This window comes from Serratia sp. CY56464 (assembly GCF_052168435.1).
Taxonomy (GTDB): domain Bacteria; phylum Pseudomonadota; class Gammaproteobacteria; order Enterobacterales; family Enterobacteriaceae; genus Serratia; species Serratia marcescens.
This window is the reverse complement of record NZ_JBJNMV010000001.1, coordinates 1,803,742-1,822,379: the sequence shown is the minus strand read 5'-3', so window position 1 is coordinate 1,822,379 and position 18,638 is coordinate 1,803,742. Positions and strand designations below refer to the sequence as shown.

General features: G+C 58.1%; 17 protein-coding genes and 1 tRNA gene. 8 read left to right on the top strand and 10 right to left on the bottom strand.

Annotated features, from left to right (window positions below; all coding sequences use genetic code 11):
• Positions 1-322 precede the first annotated feature (322 nt).
• The 3 genes from ACJ8KE_RS08900 to ACJ8KE_RS08890 are packed head-to-tail and all read right to left on the bottom strand — an operon-like array spanning position 323 to position 4,833.
• Complete coding sequence (locus tag ACJ8KE_RS08900) at positions 323-1,690, bottom strand: TolC family protein (protein ID WP_079449415.1); 1,368 nt, start codon at positions 1,688-1,690, stop codon at positions 323-325.
• 3 nt (positions 1,691-1,693) lie between these two features.
• A complete protein-coding gene (locus ACJ8KE_RS08895) occupies positions 1,694-3,631 on the bottom strand; it encodes a MacB family efflux pump subunit (RefSeq protein ID WP_016928233.1) in 1,938 nt (645 codons plus the stop codon).
• Positions 3,628-4,833 carry an efflux RND transporter periplasmic adaptor subunit gene (locus ACJ8KE_RS08890; protein WP_079449414.1) on the bottom strand — a complete coding sequence of 402 codons (1,206 nt, stop codon included), beginning with the start codon at positions 4,831-4,833 and terminating at the stop codon, positions 3,628-3,630. The genes ACJ8KE_RS08895 and ACJ8KE_RS08890 overlap by 4 nt, the downstream gene beginning before the upstream one ends.
• Before the next feature lie 216 nt (positions 4,834-5,049).
• Here ACJ8KE_RS08890 and cho point away from each other — a divergent pair, with 216 nt between their 5' ends.
• The 5 genes from cho to ACJ8KE_RS08865 all read left to right on the top strand — a co-directional run bounded on the left by cho (position 5,050) and on the right by ACJ8KE_RS08865 (position 7,420).
• Positions 5,050-5,898, top strand: a complete 849-nt coding sequence (cho, locus tag ACJ8KE_RS08885) for an excinuclease Cho (protein ID WP_079449677.1) — start codon at positions 5,050-5,052, stop codon at positions 5,896-5,898.
• 112 nt (positions 5,899-6,010) lie between these two features.
• Positions 6,011-6,107 (top strand) — tRNA-OTHER (locus ACJ8KE_RS08880).
• A gap of 185 nt (positions 6,108-6,292) precedes the next feature.
• Positions 6,293-6,592, top strand: coding sequence for a hypothetical protein (locus ACJ8KE_RS08875; protein WP_306376716.1), 300 nt, complete (start codon positions 6,293-6,295; stop codon positions 6,590-6,592).
• 123 nt (positions 6,593-6,715) lie between these two features.
• The gene (locus ACJ8KE_RS08870) at positions 6,716-7,219 is read left to right on the top strand and encodes a YlaC family protein (protein WP_016928229.1); all 504 of its coding nucleotides are present in this window, start codon (positions 6,716-6,718) and stop codon (positions 7,217-7,219) included.
• Positions 7,220-7,288: 69 nt separating this feature from the next.
• The gene (locus ACJ8KE_RS08865; RefSeq protein ID WP_015377413.1) at positions 7,289-7,420 is read left to right on the top strand and encodes a hypothetical protein; all 132 of its coding nucleotides are present in this window, start codon (positions 7,289-7,291) and stop codon (positions 7,418-7,420) included.
• 65 nt (positions 7,421-7,485) lie between these two features.
• Here ACJ8KE_RS08865 and ACJ8KE_RS08860 read toward each other — a convergent pair whose 3' ends face one another.
• The 5 genes from ACJ8KE_RS08860 to mdoC form a co-directional block, all read right to left on the bottom strand.
• Positions 7,486-7,614 carry a hypothetical protein gene (locus ACJ8KE_RS08860; protein WP_016928228.1) on the bottom strand — a complete coding sequence of 43 codons (129 nt, stop codon included), beginning with the start codon at positions 7,612-7,614 and terminating at the stop codon, positions 7,486-7,488.
• Positions 7,615-7,860: 246 nt separating this feature from the next.
• Positions 7,861-9,582 (bottom strand): potassium/proton antiporter, encoded by a 1,722-nt coding sequence (locus tag ACJ8KE_RS08855; RefSeq protein ID WP_015377414.1) that lies wholly within the window; start codon positions 9,580-9,582, stop codon positions 7,861-7,863.
• A 282-nt stretch (positions 9,583-9,864) separates the two neighbouring features.
• Entirely contained in the window at positions 9,865-10,089 is a 225-nt protein-coding gene (locus ACJ8KE_RS08850; RefSeq protein WP_016928227.1) for a hypothetical protein, read from the bottom strand.
• 304 nt (positions 10,090-10,393) lie between these two features.
• A complete protein-coding gene (locus ACJ8KE_RS08845) occupies positions 10,394-11,410 on the bottom strand; it encodes an acyltransferase family protein (protein ID WP_097102371.1) in 1,017 nt (338 codons plus the stop codon).
• Between the two features lie 216 nt (positions 11,411-11,626).
• Positions 11,627-12,757: a glucans biosynthesis protein MdoC gene (mdoC, locus tag ACJ8KE_RS08840; RefSeq protein ID WP_117286902.1), complete on the bottom strand. Its 1,131-nt coding sequence runs from the start codon at positions 12,755-12,757 to the stop codon at positions 11,627-11,629.
• A 259-nt stretch (positions 12,758-13,016) separates the two neighbouring features.
• Here mdoC and mdoG point away from each other — a divergent pair, with 259 nt between their 5' ends.
• From mdoG to ACJ8KE_RS08825, 3 genes are all read left to right on the top strand, one after another.
• Positions 13,017-14,585, top strand: a complete 1,569-nt coding sequence (gene mdoG / locus ACJ8KE_RS08835; protein WP_025302384.1) for a glucans biosynthesis protein MdoG — start codon at positions 13,017-13,019, stop codon at positions 14,583-14,585.
• Entirely contained in the window at positions 14,578-17,136 is a 2,559-nt protein-coding gene (mdoH, locus tag ACJ8KE_RS08830; protein WP_016928223.1) for a glucans biosynthesis glucosyltransferase MdoH, read from the top strand. The genes mdoG and mdoH overlap by 8 nt, the downstream gene beginning before the upstream one ends.
• Before the next feature lie 165 nt (positions 17,137-17,301).
• On the top strand, positions 17,302-17,547 hold the full coding sequence (locus ACJ8KE_RS08825) for a YceK/YidQ family lipoprotein (RefSeq protein WP_015377417.1): 246 nt from the start codon (positions 17,302-17,304) through the stop codon (positions 17,545-17,547).
• A 6-nt stretch (positions 17,548-17,553) separates the two neighbouring features.
• On the opposite strand, the gene ACJ8KE_RS08820 is transcribed toward ACJ8KE_RS08825, so the two are convergent.
• Both ACJ8KE_RS08820 and ACJ8KE_RS08815 read right to left on the bottom strand, forming a co-directional pair.
• Positions 17,554-18,099 carry a GNAT family N-acetyltransferase gene (locus ACJ8KE_RS08820; protein WP_079451372.1) on the bottom strand — a complete coding sequence of 182 codons (546 nt, stop codon included), beginning with the start codon at positions 18,097-18,099 and terminating at the stop codon, positions 17,554-17,556.
• Positions 18,100-18,132: 33 nt separating this feature from the next.
• The gene (locus ACJ8KE_RS08815; protein ID WP_306376717.1) at positions 18,133-18,510 is read right to left on the bottom strand and encodes a MysB family protein; all 378 of its coding nucleotides are present in this window, start codon (positions 18,508-18,510) and stop codon (positions 18,133-18,135) included.
• Positions 18,511-18,638 lie beyond the last annotated feature (128 nt).

Below are 18,638 nucleotides of genomic sequence, written 5' to 3'. Positions count from 1 at the left end.
CGGTTCAAGACGATTCATTATCCACATTTAAGTTGGGATGTGGATCACAAAATACCGTCATTTATGCCAAGGTTATGTCATTTAGGTGACTAATTATTTTGCATCTATAGCTTAACGTTATATCTTGCGGCGATCAAATCCAGCAGTTTAACTTAAGTATTTGCACCGATTTGGTGCGAGAATGGTCTAATAAATGTGCGATTTGACGATTTTTCGTCTAATTGGTGATGTTTCAAGTATAGAGAGTGCGGGAGATAAAACCGGAAAAATTGATGTGTTCGCCGCTAAAAAAACGCCTGACCCACTGGCCAGGCAGTTTGGATTAGGGCGCCGACGAACCGCCGAACTCCAGATAGATTTTCGCCAGATTCTGGTACTGCGCGAAGCGGTTTTCGTCCACCGCCAGTTCCGCCTGACGGCGTTGCTCCTGCGCGTTTAACCAGTCGGTTATGGTGACGGCGCCCTGCCGGTAACGCACTTCGTTCAGCCGTTCCGATTTGCGCGCCAGCGCCAGCGAGGCCTGCAGCTGTGTCTCTTGCGCCAGCAGTTGCGCGCGCAGCGACAGGGCGTTGTTCACATCGCCCATCGCCTTGTACAGCGCCTGCCTGAACTCCAGCACCAGCTGTTCATAGTCGTTGCGGGCGATCTTGATCTCCACGCCCATTTGTCGCCATTGCAGGAACGGCATCGTCAGGCCGGCGCCGAGGCTGCCCGTCGGGTTGCGCAGGAATTCCAGCAGCGCGCTGCTGCTGGCGCCCAGCGAGCCAGTCAGGCTGAACGCGGGATAGTATTGCAGACGTTTCTCGTCGACGTTGGCCAGGGCGGCGCGCAACCGCAGTTCTTTAGCGTTGAGATCCGGACGACGGCTCAAGACGCTGGCGGGAATGCCGGTGTTGATCTGCGGCATCGCCGTCGTCGGTAGACGCGCGGGCGCGATAGTGGCCTGGCCTGATGGCGCGCCCCGCAGCACCGCCTGTTCATTCAGCGCCTGTTGACGATCGTGTTGCAGCGTCAACAGCCGGCTTTCCTGCGTCAGTAGGTTTTGTTCCGCGTTCACCACGTCCAGCGCTGAGATGCTGCCGGCCTGATAACGGGCGTTGGCCAGCCGCAGCGTCGTTTTGGCATACGCGATGCTCGCCTGGCTGACGCCGATCTGCTGATTGAGAAAACCGATGCGCCAGTAGTTGGTGGCGGCGTCGGCCAGCAGCGTCAGCCGAGCCGTTCGCAGATCCTGCTCGGAAGCCTGGCTGGCCCACTCGGCGGCGTCGCGCTGGCGCGCCAGTTTGCCCCACAGATCGACTTCATAGCTCGTAGAGAGAGTCGCGCCGCTGGTTTTATTCCAGGCGGAGGACTCGGACAACGGGCGATTGATGCCGCTGCTTAACGAGGCGCTGACGTCAGGCGCGGTGCTGATGCCGACGCGTTCCGCCTCGAGCCGCGCGCGGTAGACGCGCAGCACGGCGACGGCCAGATCGTTGTTGCTCGCCATCACCTGTTGCAGCCAGCGATCGAGCTCAGGATCGTGGAAATCACGCCAGTCGAACGGCGTCGGCGTGGCGTTTTCGGCGGCGTATTGCCACCCCGCAGGATAGTTGACCTGCGGCGCCCGGTAGTCGCTTTTCAGGGCGTTGCCGCAGCCGGCGGTGAGCAGAGCGGCGAGGCTTAACGCCAGGGGAGAGAGAATTTTCATGGGTTACTCGCTGGCCAATGAAACGACCGGATCCATCCTTGCCGCTTTACGGGCGGGGAGATAACCGAAGATCATGCCGATTAAGGTTGAACAGAAAAACGCCGTCGCGGCGGCTTGCCAGGAATAGATGGCGGTGAACATGCCGCCCGCCAGCGAGGTGAATAGCGAACCGGCGGCGAACGACAGCGCAATGCCCAAAATGCCGCCGATCAGACAGACCAGCACCGCCTCGATCATGAACTGTTGCATGATATCGCCGCGCCGCGCGCCGACCGCCATGCGCACGCCGATCTCGTGGGTGCGCTCGGTGACCGAGACCAGCATGATGTTCATCACGCCCAGGCTGCCGATCACCAGCGAGATCGAGGCCACCATCAGGATCAGCAGGCTGAGCGTCATCGAGGTGCGTTCGATCGATTTACGGAACTGATCGCGGTTGAACGTCATGAAATCCTTGACGCCATGGCGTTGGGTCAGCAACTGCGTGATGGCGCTGACGGCGGCTTCGCTGGCGACGTCGTCCTTCAGGCGCACGGTGATGCCGCTGAGCGTGGTCTTGCCGACCATACGGTACATCACCGTGCTGTAGGGCATCCAGACGCTGATGCGGTTAGGCGCATAGTTGCGTTCGCTTTTGGCGACGCCGACTACCCGCGCCGGCACCGAGCCGAGAAATACGATCTGGCCGAGCGGCTCGACGCCAAAATCGCCGAACAGCGCCTGGCGCGCGTTATCGTCGATGATCACTTCCTGCAGCGCGTTGCGATCGTCGCGGAAGGTGGCGCCTTGCACCAGCGTGATGCCGTTGACGCGGAAATAGTCGCGCCCGACGCCGGTGATCGAGGCGGTGGCGGATTTGCTGCGAAAACGGATGCTGTCGGACGCGCTGACCTCCGGGCTGACGCTGTCGACGAAGCTTTGCTGCGCCAGCGCGTCGGCGTCGGCCGGCACCAGGGTGCGGATGCTGTCGATGGCGTCGTCGAAGAAGTCGCGCCCCGGATAGATGCTCACCACGTTGGTGCCGAGCCCCTTGATATTCTCCAGCGTGCGCTGCTTGGCGCCTTCGCCCAGCGCCACCACCGTCACCACGGCGGCGATGCCGAAGATAATGCCGGTCATGGTCAGCGCGGTGCGCAGGCGATGGGCGTTCATCGCTTTCAGCGCCATATGTAGCGATTCGCGGGTGCGGTCAATCAGGCTTTGCCAGCCGCTTTGCCGACTGCGGTTCGGCGGCGGCAGCGATGGGCCGGACGCCGACTTGCGGCCGCTGTCAGCGATGATCTCGCCGTCTCGCAGCTCGATGACGCGGTGCGCATGCTGCGCCACGTTCATATCGTGGGTCACGATCACCACGGTGTGGCCGCGCTGATTCAATTCGCTCAGGATCGCCAGCACTTCCTGGCCGGATTGGGTGTCCAGTGCGCCGGTCGGTTCGTCCGCCAGGATGATTTCGCCGCCGTTGATCAGCGAGCGGGCGATGCTGACGCGCTGCTGCTGGCCGCCGGAAAGCTGGCCGGGCTTGTGGTCTTCGCGTCCCTCAAGGCCCAACCGCGCCAGCAGTTGCGCCGCTCGCCGCCGCCGCTGATCGCGCCGGGCGTTGGCGTAGATAGCCGGAATTTCGACGTTGCCCAGCGCGCTGAGATCGGGCATCAGGTGGTAACGCTGGAAGATAAAGCCGATATGCTCGCGGCGCAGGCGGGCCAGTTCGTCCGGCGACAGGTGGGCGGCGTTCTGGCCGCTGATGTAGTAGTCGCCGCGATCCGGCACGTCGAGGCAGCCCATGATGTTCATCAGCGTCGATTTGCCGGAACCGGAGGCGCCGATGATCGCCACCAGCTCGCCGGCGGCGATGGTCAAATCGATGTCTTTCAACACCGTCAGCGTCTGACCGCCGTTGGTGTAGGTTCGACTGATGCCTTTTAGCTCGATGATCGCGTTCACAGGAAAATGCCATCCTCAGCCGACTTGGCGGCGGGCTGCGACAGCACCACGGTTTCACCGGCTTTCAGGCCGCTGAGGATCTGAATATCGACGTTGTTGGTGATGCCTGTGGTCACTTCGCGCGTTTCCAGCCGCTGATCCTGAGTCAGCACCTGCACCTGCTGCACTTTTCCTTCGGTTTTATGCACCGCCTGGATCGGCACCAGCAGGGTGTTCTTCGCGTCGCCGAGCAGTAAGGAAACCTGCGCGGTCATGGCGATGCGCAGGCGATTCTCCGGGTTGGGCACGTCCAGCAGCGCGTTGTAATAGACCGAGGCGTTCGAGGTGCCGGAACCGGACGCGGAGCTGGTGCCGGCGAGCGAGTCGTCTTTCATCACCGATTCCGGCGCCAGCTCGATGGTGCGTAGCGTGGCGTCGTACCGTTTATCCGGATCGGAAAAAATAGTGAAGTACGCCTTTTGCCCCGGTGAAATGCGGGTGATGTCGGCTTCGGAGATCTGCGCCTTGATGGTCATCATATCCAACCGCGCCAGCTTGACGATAGTCGGCGCGCTTTGGCTGGAGTTGACCGTTTGCCCCTGCTGCGTCACCACGGCGATGACGATGCCGTCCATCGGCGCGACCACGCGGGTATAGCCCAGATCGATTTTTTTCTTGTCGACTTCAATCTGCGCCTGCACCAGGCGCGCATTGAGCGAAAGCTGTTCGGCGCGGGTGGTGGCCAGCGTGGCCTCGGCGGTCTCGAAGTCTTCACGCGAGCTGGCCTCGTCGCTCAGCATGCGGCGCTGGCGTTTGAAACGCGATTCCGCCTGCTTCAACTGCGCCTGTTTGGCCTGCAATTCGGCCTTGATGACGTTCAGCGCTGCCTCGGCGTTGCGCAGATCGTTGCGCTGTTGCAGATCGTCGATGTCGGCGATCGGCTGCCCTTTGGTGACGCGATCGCCCAGCTTGACCTTCAGCGATTTGACTTCGCCGGAGACGCGGGCGCCGACGTTGACGCGTTCGATGGCATCCAGCCGCCCGGTGGCCAGCACGGCGTTTTCGATATTGCCCAGGCGGGCCGGCGCGGTAACGTAATCCTGCTGCGGCGGGCGTTGCCAAAAGATGGCCAGCGCGACGGCGACGGCGATGAAAACGATGGCGGCGAGCAACGCCAGACGGCGGGAGGGGAGTTTCAGTGATGACATACCCAGGTTTTCCATAACGATAAAAGCGGCGGTTCCAGTCTGCCATCATGGCAGCGCCAGCTTGAACTGGCGCTAAACGTGAGGCGCTTTCCCGCTGGAAAGGGGATGGTAAAGGCTTTCCCGCTAAAGATCACGGCGAGTTATTATCTTTCGGGTGTGCAACCGGCTGCAGGGCGCGTTATACTGGCTAAAAAACCAGTATTCATTCATCAGCAGGACAACACCGCCGCCATGATGCCAAACCGCCTCGAGCCGGAACTCGACATTTATCAATACCCGGAGCACCTGCGCGCCTGCCTGGCGCCGTTGCCCAAAGGGCCGGGTGTGTATATGTTTCACGGTCAAAGCGAGAGCCTGCCGCTTTACATCGGTAAAAGCGTCAATATACGCAGCCGGGTGATGGCGCATTTCCGCGCGCAGGACGAGGCTAAAATGCTGCGGCAAACCCGACGCATCAGCTTTATCGAGACCGCCGGCGAGTTGGGGGCACTGCTGCTGGAGGCGCAATTGATCAAACAACAACAGCCGCTGTTCAACAAGCGCCTGCGGCGCTCGAAGCAGCTGTGCGCGCTGCGCGTGCAGGCCGACACGGTGACGATTGCTCACGCCAAAGAGATCGATTTCGCCGTTACGCCCCATCTCTACGGGCTGTTTGCCAATCGCCACGCCGCGCTGGAAAAGCTGCGCGCCATCGCTGACGAGCATCGTTTATGTTACGGCAAGCTGGGGATCGACAAGCTGCCGGCGGGGCGAGCCTGTTTCCGCTACAGCCTGCGCAAGTGCGCGGGCGCCTGCTGTGGCGTGGAGTCGGCGCAGGAGCATGCGCTGCGGCTCGGCGCGGCGCTTGAACAGCTGAGCATCGCCTGTTGGCCGTTCGCCGGGCGAGTGGCGTTGGAAGAACAGGGCGAGACGCTGCGTCAGTACCATGTGATTCACAATTGGTTTTATCTGGGGTCGGTCAACAGCTTGGCGCAGGCGCAGCGGCTCCAGAGCGCGGCCAGCCATTTTGATAGCGATGGCTACAAGATTTTGTGCAAGCCACTCATGGCCGGCGATTATCGGATTATTGAGCTGCCGTAATGCCATAACGCTATCGATAACCTAAGACTTATCCGTAAAGTCAGGGCATTATGCTAAAAAAGCTTGAGTCCATAATGTTGTTATGGATAATGGCGCCCCGAAGCGAAGGAATGCGCTATTAACTCAGTTGGCAGAGTGATTGGTTTTATAATGGCTTGTTTTGGCTTGAAAATTGATAGACGCGGGTTCGAGTCCTGCATAGCGCGCCAGCTTTCTTTCCTTCATCTCACCGCGCTTATCGTAAAGCGCACCCGGGTTGATTTGCACTATCGGCTCCTCGTTGGGATTTTCGGGTGTGCTTTACCGTAACCGCTGGCTTTCCTTCCTCTTTCTCTTTCGATCCTTTGCTAAACTGTAATCAGGCAGGCTTGCTGCCCGGCAACAGGAGGTCGATATGTCTCACTCCGAGCAACTGCAAGAACTCTTGCAACGCGTCGTCGCCCTCGAGGCGAGAGAGAAAGCGCTGAGCGCCGCGTCCAACGCTTATCAGGCGATTATCACCACCATGTTGGGCAATATGGAGAAGACCGAACGTGACCGGATCATCGCGATGATCGATCAGGCTCATGAAATCGCTTACGCCCGCGCCATTCAACGCAGCAACGAACCGCAAAAGCAGAAGATCAAACAGGCCGACGATGTGGCCCAGCGTATGTTCATGTTTGCACAAGGCAAGGCCGCCCAGCCGCGCTGAAGCCGAACTATAACAGTTGCCGCCATTAAGTTGGCTAACTGATCTACCTGGCGAAACTGTACTTGTGTTACTTTTAGCGGTGAGATTTGATGGCAATGCTGTTTCCAGCATAAGGTTGTAACGATGGACGCGATTAAAAGCATCTTGGTAAAAGAGATTGAACAGATCAATCGGCGTGAAGGGCGGGACGGCAAGCCGCGCTTCAACAGCGAATTCGCCCGCACTCACCGCTATCTGTGCCTTGCCATGTTCGCCGGTTATTTCGCGGTGATCGCCGTGATGTATCAGGTGCCGTACATGGGGATATATGCCTTCCTGGGCTTCACCGCTTTCGTGCTGTTCATGTTCGCCATGCTGCTGATCGAGATCCGGCCGGTGTACCGCTTCGAGGACATCGGGGTGCTGGATCTGCGAGTTTGCTACAACGGCGAGTGGTACTTCACCCGCGCGCTGTCGCCTTATGCGGTGCAGCAGCTGCTGGATGAGCCATCTATCGGTGCCGCGCTGAAACAGAAGATGCGCGTGATCATCGGCAACAAAGGCGAAATCGACTTCTACGACGTGTACGACATGGCCTACGGAAAAAAGCCGCAGGATGAGACACCTCAGTTGGCGGCGGCAAACTGAAAGGTTTCCGGCCGGCGGCTTGTCGATTATACTCAGCGTTTGAACGCGAAGCAGAATGAGGACCAAGCGATGAGTGATGATATTTTCGATTTTGATATCGATGCCGAACTGGCGAAAGCCGAAGAAAAAGCGGCGCAGAAGGTAAAAGAGGTCCCCGAGTTCCTCGAAGACGAAGCGGACTGCGAAGGTTGCAAGATCTGATCGCCTGCCCCATAAAAAAAACCGCCGCGGCGGTTTTTTTTATGTCTGAGCGTCGCTGGGTATTATCAATCCAGCACGAATCCCCAGATCAGGAACGCCGCCACCAGAATCAGGCAAAGCGCGGACACCGTCACCAGTATTTTCCCCAGAATGTCTTTTTCTTGTTCCTGCTGCGTCACGTTGAAATTATCCAATTAAAAGTCTATGGACCAAACCGGCGATGCTGAGATCGGCTGCCGCTACGCCCAGCGCCATGAGCATCATCACCGAAAGAAATCGAGTCTTGCCGTTCACATCCTTAATCCCTGTGGACGCCGCTGTTAGTTTTTATATCAAAGGGATATCATTCAGCGACGCTCTATTTCATGCATCATGATAGTGATTAAGAACGTTCTTAAGGCCAGAAGTTCCCTCATCGGGTAACGCCGCCCGCGGTAGCGTCAGTCGGTTACGATTCGGACGCCTATCTTACTGACTTGATTGCCGTCCATTTCGGCTATGGTCCAGGTCAGGCCGTCCCATTCCACCTGGTCGCCGATCACCGGTTCACCGCCGATCAGCTGAATGACGAACTGCCCCAGCGTCTGCTGCTCGTCGACGTCGTCTTGCAGATTGAGGCCATAAACCTGCGAGATGTCGCTTAAACGGGCGTCGGATTGCAGGATAAAGTCGCCGAAGAAGCGTTCGTCGAGCGTCACGGCCGGCGCCTGGCTGAACAGCTTGCCGAGGATCGGCAGATCGTGCTCATGGCCGATGACGCACAGAATATCGTTCTCCCGCAGCCGGGTACTGCCGCTAGGATGCAGCAGCTCTTTGCCGCGGAACAGGGCGGCGATGCGGGTATTGGGCGGCATTTTCAGCTCACGCAGCGCCGCGCCGACGCACCAGTTTTCCGCCGAAAGCTGATACACGAACTGTTCCCACTGGTTTTCCGGGTGTACATCCAGCCCAACGCGGGAGATCGGCGTCAGCGCCGGCGGCACGATCACCTTGGCTTTTTTAGCGGCGAACGACAGTGTGGTGCCCTGTAGCAGCAGGGAGACCAGCACCACGAAGAACGCCACGTTGAAGAACAGCTGGGCGTTGGGCAGCCCGGCCATCATCGGGAACACCGCCAGAATCACCGGCACCGCGCCGCGCAGGCCGACCCAGGAAATAAAGCCGCGCTCGCGCAGGGTAAAGCTGCGGAACGGCAGCAGGCCGATAAACACCGACAGCGGGCGGGCGAACAGGATCATCCACAGCGACAGCAGCAGAGCAGGGATGGCGATCGGCAGCAGCTCGTGCGGGTTGAGCAGCAGCCCGAGCACCAGGAACATGCCGATCTGGCTGAGCCAGGCCAGGCCATCGAAGGTTTGTACGATGCCGTGACGGTTGCGGATCGGCCGGTTGCCCAGCAGCAGGCCGCACAAATACACCGCCAGAATGCCGCTGCCGTCCAGCGCGGTGGTCAGTGCGAAAATAAGAATACCGCCGCTTACCGCCAGCAGCGGATAGAGGCCGTCCGCCAGTTTGATGTGGTTGATCAGCGTCAGTAGCAGCCAGCCGCCGCCCAGACCGAAGACGATGCCCATGCCGAACTGCTGCATCAGATGCAGCGGGAAGGTCCAGCTCAGTGCGGTTTCCCCGGCGGCGATCATCGCAATCAGCGTGATGGTGAGAAACACCGCCATCGGATCGTTGCTGCCGGATTCGATCTCCAGCGTGGCGCTGACGCGTTCGTTCAAACCTTTGCCCCCCAAAAGGGAGAAGACCGCGGCGGCGTCGGTGGAACCGATGATGGCGCCGATCAGCAGCCCCTGCAGCAGATCGAGATTGAACAGCCAGGCGGCGGCCATGCCGGTCAGACCGGCGGTGATCACTACACCGACGGTGGCGAGAGAGAGTGCCGGCCACAGGGCGACGCGGAAAGAGCTGACCCGGGTACGCATGCCGCCGTCGAGCAGGATCACTGCCAACGCGAGGTTGCTGACCAGATAAGCGACCGGGTAATTGCTGAAGACGATGCCGCCGGGGCCATCGACGCCGGCCAGCATGCCGATCGCCAGGAAGATCACCAGGATCGGAATGCCGAGCCGGGAAGAAAATGAGCTGAGCAGAATGCTTGCCCCCACCAGCACGGCACCGATGACGAACAAACTGTTAATGGTGCTGGCATCCAAAATATTGCTCTCCTGAGGCTGGGAATAGGGGGGGCACTGCGCGTGTGCCGATGATAACGTGTTTAGTGGGTAAAACGCCAAGGCTGATTGTGAAAACAACCGATCAATTATTGCCTGTTGGCACGTTTGAACTACGAAAGTGAGGAGAAGAGGGGAAATTCTGCCTTTTATCTAACATTATCAGGCTGCTGTATTTCTGTTTCGGCAATAATGTCCCATTCGGCGGAGGAAAAACCATTAAGCCCGCGCAGGCAGGCTTAATGGTTTGCAGGCGCGGTAGGATTAATGATCGAGCGATTCCAGCGCCCGTTTGATCAGTTCGGTGGCCAGCTTGCTTTCCGCCTCAGAAATACCGTCGAGATTGAAGTTGGAAAGCTCAGCGACCAAAACGCTGCGTTCTTTGCCGCTGATCGAAGCGTCCAGCGCGGACAGCAACCTGCCGAGGATCTTCAGCAGGGTGGCGTTTTCCGCTATGGCTTCTTGAGCCGGGGGGGTCTTATCGGTCATTCAAAATCCTCTCTGTCGTGACGGAAGGGAGATGCAGCTAACGCCATCGAATAAATTAAACGATCGCGCAGCCCTTCGGGGGTGTTGAGCCCAATCACTACCGTAAGGCAGGGATCCGGATTTCTACTTATGCATTGCAGTTATAACGGCTAGGTTATCTATGCAGCCGTATCACTTTGCCCTAACGGGCGACGCCAGGCTGAGCAATGTGTGCTCTGCATGGCAAGAGAGAGATGACGCAACCGATAGGTTGCGCCATCAAGTATAGCGACGGGGAGAAAACGTGAAGGCGGTTGAACCGCCTTCAGGAGATTTTTTCTTTTCGCAGACGGCTATTGAAACGAGGACGCTCCAACAGAAAAGTAAGATGCAGGCGTTGTATCAGCGCATAGGCGACAACAGGGGCGATTAGCCCGAACAGCGTGCCGGCGATCGCTTGTGTTGGCCAATGGCTGATATGCATAAACTTGGTCAGTACGATGCGTAAGCCGCTGGCCGCGAGGATATGCATCAAATAGATGACCATGCTCAATTCGCCGAGTCGGCGCAGCCAGGAAAGATTTGTTTTGGCCAACAGAACCGACAGGTTGACGATCAAGAAGATGGCTTCAATCGCCAGTAATAGGGAGAAACTTCCGGTATCGGTATACAGCAAGCCTGAATAGCCGTGGAATCCCCACTGCAACGCGATAAACGCGATCAGGGAGGCCAGCAGCGAACCGAAACCCAGATGGGCGATGAGCGAAGCGTAGCGAATGGCAAAAACGCCCAGCAGGAAGAAGATCAAGAATCGGGTAATGTAATCAAAATGGAAGGCTTTGGTGAGGCTGTCTTGGTAGACATACAGCCCCGCGCTGATAACGATCAATACCGGCAGGAGATAGCGGTATGTTTCTTTTCTATACAGCAAGGTGGCCAAAATAAAGACCATGAACAAGGCATACAGGAACCAAAACTGCGCGCGCGGATGCGTAAACAGCGACAGGATATCGCCCAGGCTGGCAGGGTTATTGGTATAGCGCGACAACAGCACTTCCACCATGCCTTGCAGCAGCGACCAGATGACATAGGGATAAACGATGGTGTCTATCTTGCTGATCACAAAGCGTGTTTTTCCCTTTTTATCCAAGGACTGCGTAAAAAACAGGCCGGAAAGGAAGAAAAACAGTGGCATATGAAAACTGTAGAGGATGCTGTCTGTCAGTAGATAGGATGAACCGGAAAGCTGAATGCCCGCGCTGTATAGACCCCGATTGACGTGGCCAAAAACCACGAGAATGATGCCGATTCCCTTGGCATAATCGACCCATGCTTCTCTCATATGTGTACCTAGCCCAGAAAGTAACGCAACTGATTTATAAGTATGAATAATGAGCGTAACAGGCAGTTGCCGTTTTGCAATGTATCCCGGGGATTAGGATTAATATTAGGAAAATGCTCAGGGCAGCTATCGCTGCGCCGAGGTAGTGAGGCGCTTTATCATTGGTGAGGTTAATTTCTGGATGATAAATCATCACCCAGAAATGGGGTGGGAAGCCTATTGCGGCTTGCCGGAGAACAGGAAGCGCAGCACCGGAATGCGCTTGTGCAGTTCATATAGCGCGAAGGCCAGAGAGAACACAAACAGCAGGCCCAGCAAGAATCCCAACAGGTTGTTGCCGATATACGGCGTCACGAAAGCGCCATATATCAGGGTCAACGGATGGTGCACCAGATATATAAACAGCGAGGCGTTGACCAGATAGGTGATGCGCGGCGAGTGATAATTCAGCAGGTTATGCCCGAAAGAGAACACTACGTTGGTCATCAGGATCCCCATTAGGGTTTTGATCACCACTTCCAGCTCGAACATATAGCTGCTGTGCGCCAACATCTTTTGGTTCAGCATATATGCGATAAACAGCAGCAGCGAACCGAGCAGCGCCAGCGGCGAGCGGCGCAGAAAAATCTCCTTAAGCCACACGTACTTAAACGCATAGGCGCCGAGGAGGAAGAACGGCAGGTAGAACATCGTCTCCATCACCACGAAATTGAACAGGCCGTTGGATAATAGCTGCGGGGCGAAAATTAAAATAATACGGTGCGCGGCCGAATAGCATACCGCATAAATAAAGAAATACAGTGAGATGTTTCCTAATCCGCGCATTCTGTTTATTATCGTTGGAATATGTTCACGGGGTTGACGCTTGATTTTACGGAACAGATAAAAACAGGCGCAGGTTAACAATGACAGCGTCAATAAGAACCACAGATGAGAAACCAATTCCCAAACTGTTACATTTATTTTCTGATAGAGAGAAAATTCATCCCAGCCGTTTAATTTATCGGTGAAATATTTCAGCATGAAAAACTGCGGCACCGTGATCAGCGGGATGGAGCTCAACAGCGGGATCGCCACCCGCTCCAGCCTGACCTTCAGCCACTGGTGGCGCTCGTAGCGCTCGTAAAGCATGTAGGAGAAGTAGCCGGATATCACGAAGAACACCTGCATGCGGAAGGCGTGGATAAAGTCGTTCAGCACCGTGAGCGAGAAGGAGGGCGACGCGCTGTTCACCGCCCAGGCGTGGCTGGAATAAATCAGGGAGAGGTGAAACGGAATGCCGAGCAACATCAAATAGGCTCTGATGGAGTCGAGGAAAAACTCGCGCTGTTTGCTGCCTTTAGTCATAGATTACCGCTGGTGATTTAATCGAGAGTTCATTAACACGCTTAATAAGTCGTCAAACGTTAAATTGTTATCCGGAACCCTACTATAGCCCCCCGCATTTTTCCATAGCGTCTTGTTGCGCGGCTTGCTACGCTGGTGTTCCATCAGCTGCTTAAACAATGAGCCGTAAACATGAACCATCCATTTATCATGTTGTCGGAAAGCTGAGTAATCCATTAATATGGATTTAAATGATTTGAGCACACGAATAGGGGGGGATGTGCTAGTTAATATATTATCCGGACAACCACGCGCCGCGAGCGTTCGTTGGTTAGGTGCGACCGTATTGTTCACGCTGTTCAGTTCGCCGGCTTGGGCCTTTTCTATTGATGATGTCGCCAAGCAGGCGCAGGATCTGGCGGCGAAAGGTTTCGAAGCCCCGAAGAGCAACCTTCCTTCTCAGTTCCGCGAGATGAAGTTCGCAGACTATCAGCAGATTCAGTTCAATCACGATAAAGCCTATTGGAGCAAGCTGAAAACCCCTTTCAAGCTTGAGTTTTATCATCAGGGGATGTACTTCGACACGCCGGTGAAAATCAACGAAGTCACCTCCACCAGCGTAAAACAGATCAAGTACAGCCCGGATTACTTCAACTTCGGTTCGGTCAAACACGACCCTGAATCGGTGAAAAATCTCGGTTTTGCCGGCTTCAAGGTGCTCTACCCGATCAACAGCGCCGACAAAAACGATGAGATCATGAGCCTGCTGGGCGCGAGCTATTTCCGCGTGGTGGGTAAAGGGCAGGTTTACGGGCTTTCCGCTCGCGGCCTGGCTATCGATACCGCTTTGCCGTCCGGCGAAGAGTTCCCGCGTTTCCGCGAATTCTGGGTTGAGCGTCCGAAGCAGGGCGACAAGCACCTGGTGATCTATGCGCTGCTGGATTCCCCGCGCGCCACCGGCGCTTACCGTTTTACGGTGATCCCGGGCCGCGACACCACCGTGGACGTCGAGTCCAAAGTGTTCCTGCGCGACAAGGTGGGCAAACTGGGCCTGGCGCCGTTGACCAGCATGTACCTGTTCGGGCCGAACCAGCCGTCGCCGACGCTGAACTACCGCCCGGCGTTGCACGATTCCAACGGTCTGTCTATCCATGCCGGCAACGGCGAGTGGATCTGGCGTCCGCTGAACAATCCTAAACACCTGTCCGTCAGCACCTATACCGTCGAGAATCCGAAAGGCTTCGGTCTGCTGCAGCGCGGTCGCAACTTCAAAGAATATGAAGATCTGGACGATCGTTACGATCTGCGTCCGAGCGCCTGGATCGAACCGAAGGGCGACTGGGGCAAAGGCAAGGTCGAGCTGGTGGAGATCCCGACGGCGGATGAAACCAACGACAACATCGTCGCGTTCTGGACGCCGGATACCTTGCCGGAGGCCAAAAAGCCGCTGACGCTGAGCTACCGTTTGAACTTCACCCGCGATGAAGACAAACTGCATTCGCAAGATATCGCCTATGTGGCTCGTACCATGCGCTCGACCGGCGACGTGAAGCAGTCCAACCTGATTCGCGAGCCAGACGGCAGCGTGGCCTTCCTGGTCGACTTCGTTGGCCCGGTGCTGAAAGGGCTGGATGCCAATACTCCGGTCGCCTCTCAGATCAGCATCGGCGACAACGGTGAGATGGTAGAAAACAACGTCCGCTATAACCCAGTGACCAAAGGCTGGCGCCTGACGGTGCGTCTGAAAGTGAAAGACGACAAGAAGCCGGTAGAAATGCGTGCGGCACTGGTCAATGGCGATAAGACTCTGTCGGAAACCTGGAGCTATCAGCTACCTGCCAATGAATAAGCCTACTCAACCCGCCCAGGATTATCTTGCGGCGCTGCCTCTGACCGCCGAGCGGTCGGAGGCGCTCAACCCTCAAACGGCGGATGACGCTCAGGCACTGGAGGCGCTCCATCGGCAGATGGGCGCCGCTGACGCCAACGTCAATAGCCTGTCGGCGGATGACGTGGCGCTGGCCTCGGTCAAACCGCGCATCGAAAACGCCTGGCCGGATGCGGTCAGCGATGACGACTTCGACACCGACGCCGAAGGGCGCGCCATTCTGAAGGCGACGCCGCCGATCAAACGGACCACCATGTTCCCGGAAGCCTGGCGCACCAACCCGGTGGCGCGCTTCTGGGATTCTCTGCTGGGGCGTTCGCCGCACAATCGGCACGCCACCAAAGAGGAGGCCGAGGCTGAAAACCGCTGGCGTACCGTCGGCTCCATGCGCCGCTATGTGCTGCTGGTGCTGATGCTGGTGCAAACCGGCATCGCTACCTGGTATATGAAAACCATCTTGCCTTATCAGGGCTGGGCGCTGATCGATCCTATCGCCATGCTGGATCAGGATCTGATGCAGTCGGTGCTGCAGCTGCTGCCGTATGTGTTGCAAACCGGCATTCTGATCCTGTTCGCCGTGCTGTTCTGCTGGGTCTCGGCCGGTTTTTGGACCGCGCTGATGGGCTTCCTGCAGCTGCTGATCGGCAAGGACAAATACAGCATTTCCTCCACCATCAAGGGCGATGAGCCGATCAACCCGGCGCACCGCACTGCGCTGATCATGCCGATCTGCAACGAAGACGTCGAACGCGTGTTCGCCGGCCTGCGTGCGACCTATGAGTCCGTCGCCGCGACCGGTCAGTTGGAACACTTCGATATCTACGTGCTGAGCGACAGCTACGATCCGGACATCTGCGTGGCCGAGCAAAAGGCGTGGATGGAGCTGTGCCGCGATGTCGATGGCCACGGCCGCATTTTCTATCGCCGCCGCCGTCGCCGCGTAAAACGCAAGAGCGGCAACATCGACGACTTCTGCCGTCGCTGGGGCGGTGAGTACAGCTACATGGTGATCCTGGATGCCGACAGCGTGATGAGCGGCGAATGCCTCACCGGGCTGGTGCGTCTGATGGAAGCCAACCCGAACGCCGGCATCATCCAGTCGGCGCCGAAGGCGTCCGGTATGGATACCCTGTATGCGCGCGTGCAGCAGTTCGCCACCCGCGTTTACGGACCGTTGTTCACCGCCGGCCTGCATTTCTGGCAGCTGGGCGAGTCGCACTACTGGGGGCACAACGCTATCATCCGCGTGAAGCCGTTTATCGAGCACTGTGCGCTGGCGCCGCTGCCGGGCGAGGGCTCTTTCGCCGGGTCTATCCTGTCGCACGACTTCGTTGAAGCGGCGCTGATGCGCCGCGCCGGCTGGGGCGTGTGGATCGCTTACGATCTGCCGGGCAGTTATGAAGAGCTGCCGCCAAACCTGCTGGACGAGCTGAAGCGCGACCGTCGCTGGTGTCACGGCAACCTGATGAACTTCCGCCTGTTCCTGGTGAAAGGCATGCACCCGGTGCACCGCGCGGTGTTCCTGACCGGTGTCATGTCCTACCTGTCGGCGCCGCTGTGGTTTATGTTCCTGGCGCTCTCCACCGCATTGCAGGTGGTGCATACGCTGATGGAGCCGCAATACTTCCTGCAGCCACGGCAGCTGTTCCCGGTCTGGCCGCAGTGGCGGCCCGAACTGGCGATAGCGCTGTTCTCCACCACGCTGGTGCTGCTGTTCCTGCCGAAGTTGCTCAGTATTGTGCTGATCTGGGCCAAGGGCGCGAAAGAGTACGGCGGGGCGTTCCGTCTGTTCATTTCGATGCTGATGGAAATGCTGTTCTCGGTGCTGCTGGCGCCGGTGCGCATGCTGTTCCATACCGTATTCGTGGTGAGCGCCTTCCTCGGTTGGGAAGTGGTGTGGAATTCGCCGCAGCGTGACGATGACGATACGCCGTGGGGCGAAGCGTTCCGCCGCCATGGCTCGCAGATGTTGCTGGGCCTGGTGTGGGCCGGCGGCATGGCGTGGCTGGATCTGCGCTTCCTGTGGTGGTTGGCGCCGATCGTGTTTTCGCTGATCCTGTCGCCGTTCGTGTCGGTGCTGTCGAGCCGCGCAACGCTGGGCATGAAAAGCAAACGCGCCAAGCTGTTCCTGATCCCGGAAGAGTACAATCCGCCGCGTGAGCTGTTGGCGACGGAAGAATATCTGCATCTCAACCGTAACCGCGCGCTGACCAACGGCTTTATGCATGCGGTGGTCAACCCATCCTTCAACGCGCTGGCGACGGCGTTGGCGACGGCGCGTCACCATCTGCGCGCGACGCTCGATCGCAACCGTGAGGAGCGGGTGAACGAAGCGCTGCAGTTGGGACCTGAGAAGCTGGTGAAGGGCAAACGTCTGGAGCTGCTGAGCGATCCGGTCACGCTGGCTCGTTTGCATCAGCGCGTCTGGCTGTTGCCGGAAGGCGCCGCCTGGCGTGAGCACTATCAGCAGTTGCCGCACAACCCGCTGGCGCACCCTACGGGCCGGCGTTAATCGCTTAACGGCAACGCTCAGACGGGGAATGCGCATGGCGCATTCCCCGTTTTTTTTTTACCTTTTGCTTACGTGCGCCGACGCCGGTGGAGAACGGGAACTGTGGTAGACTGCGGCCGATGCGTTGTTCACTCGCGAAACAACCCCTTGCTCAGAGTCAATGTCGTGAAGCTCTCTTCCTACCTTCGGCTGGCCTGCGTGGCGGCCGGTGTGATGGCACTCACCGGCTGCGGCAGCATTATCAGCCGCACCGTGCCCGGCGCCGGGCATGGTCACCAGTATTATCCCGGCGTGCAGTGGGATCTGCGCGATACGCCCTGGCGCTATGTCACGGTGATAGACGTGCCGCTGTCGATGGTGGTGGACACCTTTATGCTGCCGTTTGATGCGCAGCATGGCCCCTACGAGTAATTTCGTTCAGCGGGTGGCGAACACCACCAGCTGATAGCCTTTCTGCCCGCAATGGAAAGGCGCCAGCGCCGTCATCCCCAGCCCTTGCACGTGAGCGGCCAACGAATGCGGATTGTCGTCGTCGATAAACAACGCGCCCACGTCGTAATCATCGCGGGTGTGCGCTTTGACCGCGGCGTAGAGGCGCTTCAGCACGCCTTTGCCGCGCCAGGCGGCGGCGAGGCAAACGGGGCCGTAGAGAAACACCCGCTGCTCACTCAGCGGCCGTCCGGCGAAGGATTGCGTGGCGAGCGTCGCCAGCATCGCATCCACCACCGGCGGCCGCGGTTGCGCGTCGGCGGGCATCAGGCAAACAAACCCCGCCAGTTGGTTCTCCTGTTCGGCCACCCATATGCCGATGCCGCGGTTGATCGTCGCCAGCTGCGCCTCATTCATGCGCGATACGATAAATCCCTGCCGTTTTTGGCTCTCGTCGAGCGCTTCCGGCACGTTTTCCCCCTGTAGCTGCAAAATGGCGGGGTAGTCGGTAGGGCGGGCCCGGCGAATAATCATGCGGCCTCCTTGGCGATGAAAGCGCGGCGCGGGTTAACGTTCATCCCACTCATCGGCTGCGGCCTGGCCTTCTTCGGTATCCAGCGGCGGTTCGAGCTGAAAGTCGCCTTCTTCCCATTCGTACAGGGTGTTTTCATCTATCCACTCGGCGGTAATTTCCACCTCGTCGTAGTCACCGTCGAAGATCGCCTGCGCCGCCGCACCGCTGCGCAGCGTCATGCATTCCACCGCCTCTCCTTCTTCTTCGAAGAACTCCGCCTGCCACATCGTGTCCCCATCCTGCATCACGTACTTTTGCAGGTTGAACTGCTGGGGCACCGGCGGCTCGTCACCGCTGCCGCCTTCGGCGGTGTCGATAAACTCTTCGCGTGCGGCCTCGATGGCTTCTTCCAGGGTTGCATACAGGCTCATGTTCGCCTCCGTTGACAATGAGAGTAAAGCGTCCGGCGCACTGCCGGTGCGGTGGGGGAAACGTCAAAACTAATTGTTGTCTCACTGGCGCAGGATGCAAATTTTTTTGTTGTCCGCTTTGCGACGAT

Excerpts from the sequence above, each read along its gene's own strand:
- mdoH (WP_016928223.1), top strand. The coding sequence starts at position 14,578 with ATGAATAAGCCTACTCAACCCGCCCAGGATTATCTTGCGGCGCTGCCT.
- ACJ8KE_RS08900 (WP_079449415.1), bottom strand. The coding sequence starts at position 1,690 with ATGAAAATTCTCTCTCCCCTGGCGTTAAGCCTCGCCGCTCTGCTCACC.
- cho (WP_079449677.1), top strand. The coding sequence starts at position 5,050 with ATGATGCCAAACCGCCTCGAGCCGGAACTCGACATTTATCAATACCCG.
- ACJ8KE_RS08845 (WP_097102371.1), bottom strand. The coding sequence starts at position 11,410 with ATGAGAGAAGCATGGGTCGATTATGCCAAGGGAATCGGCATCATTCTC.
- ACJ8KE_RS08890 (WP_079449414.1), bottom strand. The coding sequence starts at position 4,833 with ATGGAAAACCTGGGTATGTCATCACTGAAACTCCCCTCCCGCCGTCTG.
- ACJ8KE_RS08875 (WP_306376716.1), top strand. The coding sequence starts at position 6,293 with ATGTCTCACTCCGAGCAACTGCAAGAACTCTTGCAACGCGTCGTCGCC.
- ACJ8KE_RS08865 (WP_015377413.1), top strand. The coding sequence starts at position 7,289 with ATGAGTGATGATATTTTCGATTTTGATATCGATGCCGAACTGGCGAAA.
- mdoC (WP_117286902.1), bottom strand. The coding sequence starts at position 12,757 with ATGACTAAAGGCAGCAAACAGCGCGAGTTTTTCCTCGACTCCATCAGA.
- ACJ8KE_RS08815 (WP_306376717.1), bottom strand. The coding sequence starts at position 18,510 with ATGAGCCTGTATGCAACCCTGGAAGAAGCCATCGAGGCCGCACGCGAA.
- ACJ8KE_RS08870 (WP_016928229.1), top strand. The coding sequence starts at position 6,716 with ATGGACGCGATTAAAAGCATCTTGGTAAAAGAGATTGAACAGATCAAT.
- ACJ8KE_RS08850 (WP_016928227.1), bottom strand. The coding sequence starts at position 10,089 with ATGACCGATAAGACCCCCCCGGCTCAAGAAGCCATAGCGGAAAACGCC.
- ACJ8KE_RS08820 (WP_079451372.1), bottom strand. The coding sequence starts at position 18,099 with ATGATTATTCGCCGGGCCCGCCCTACCGACTACCCCGCCATTTTGCAG.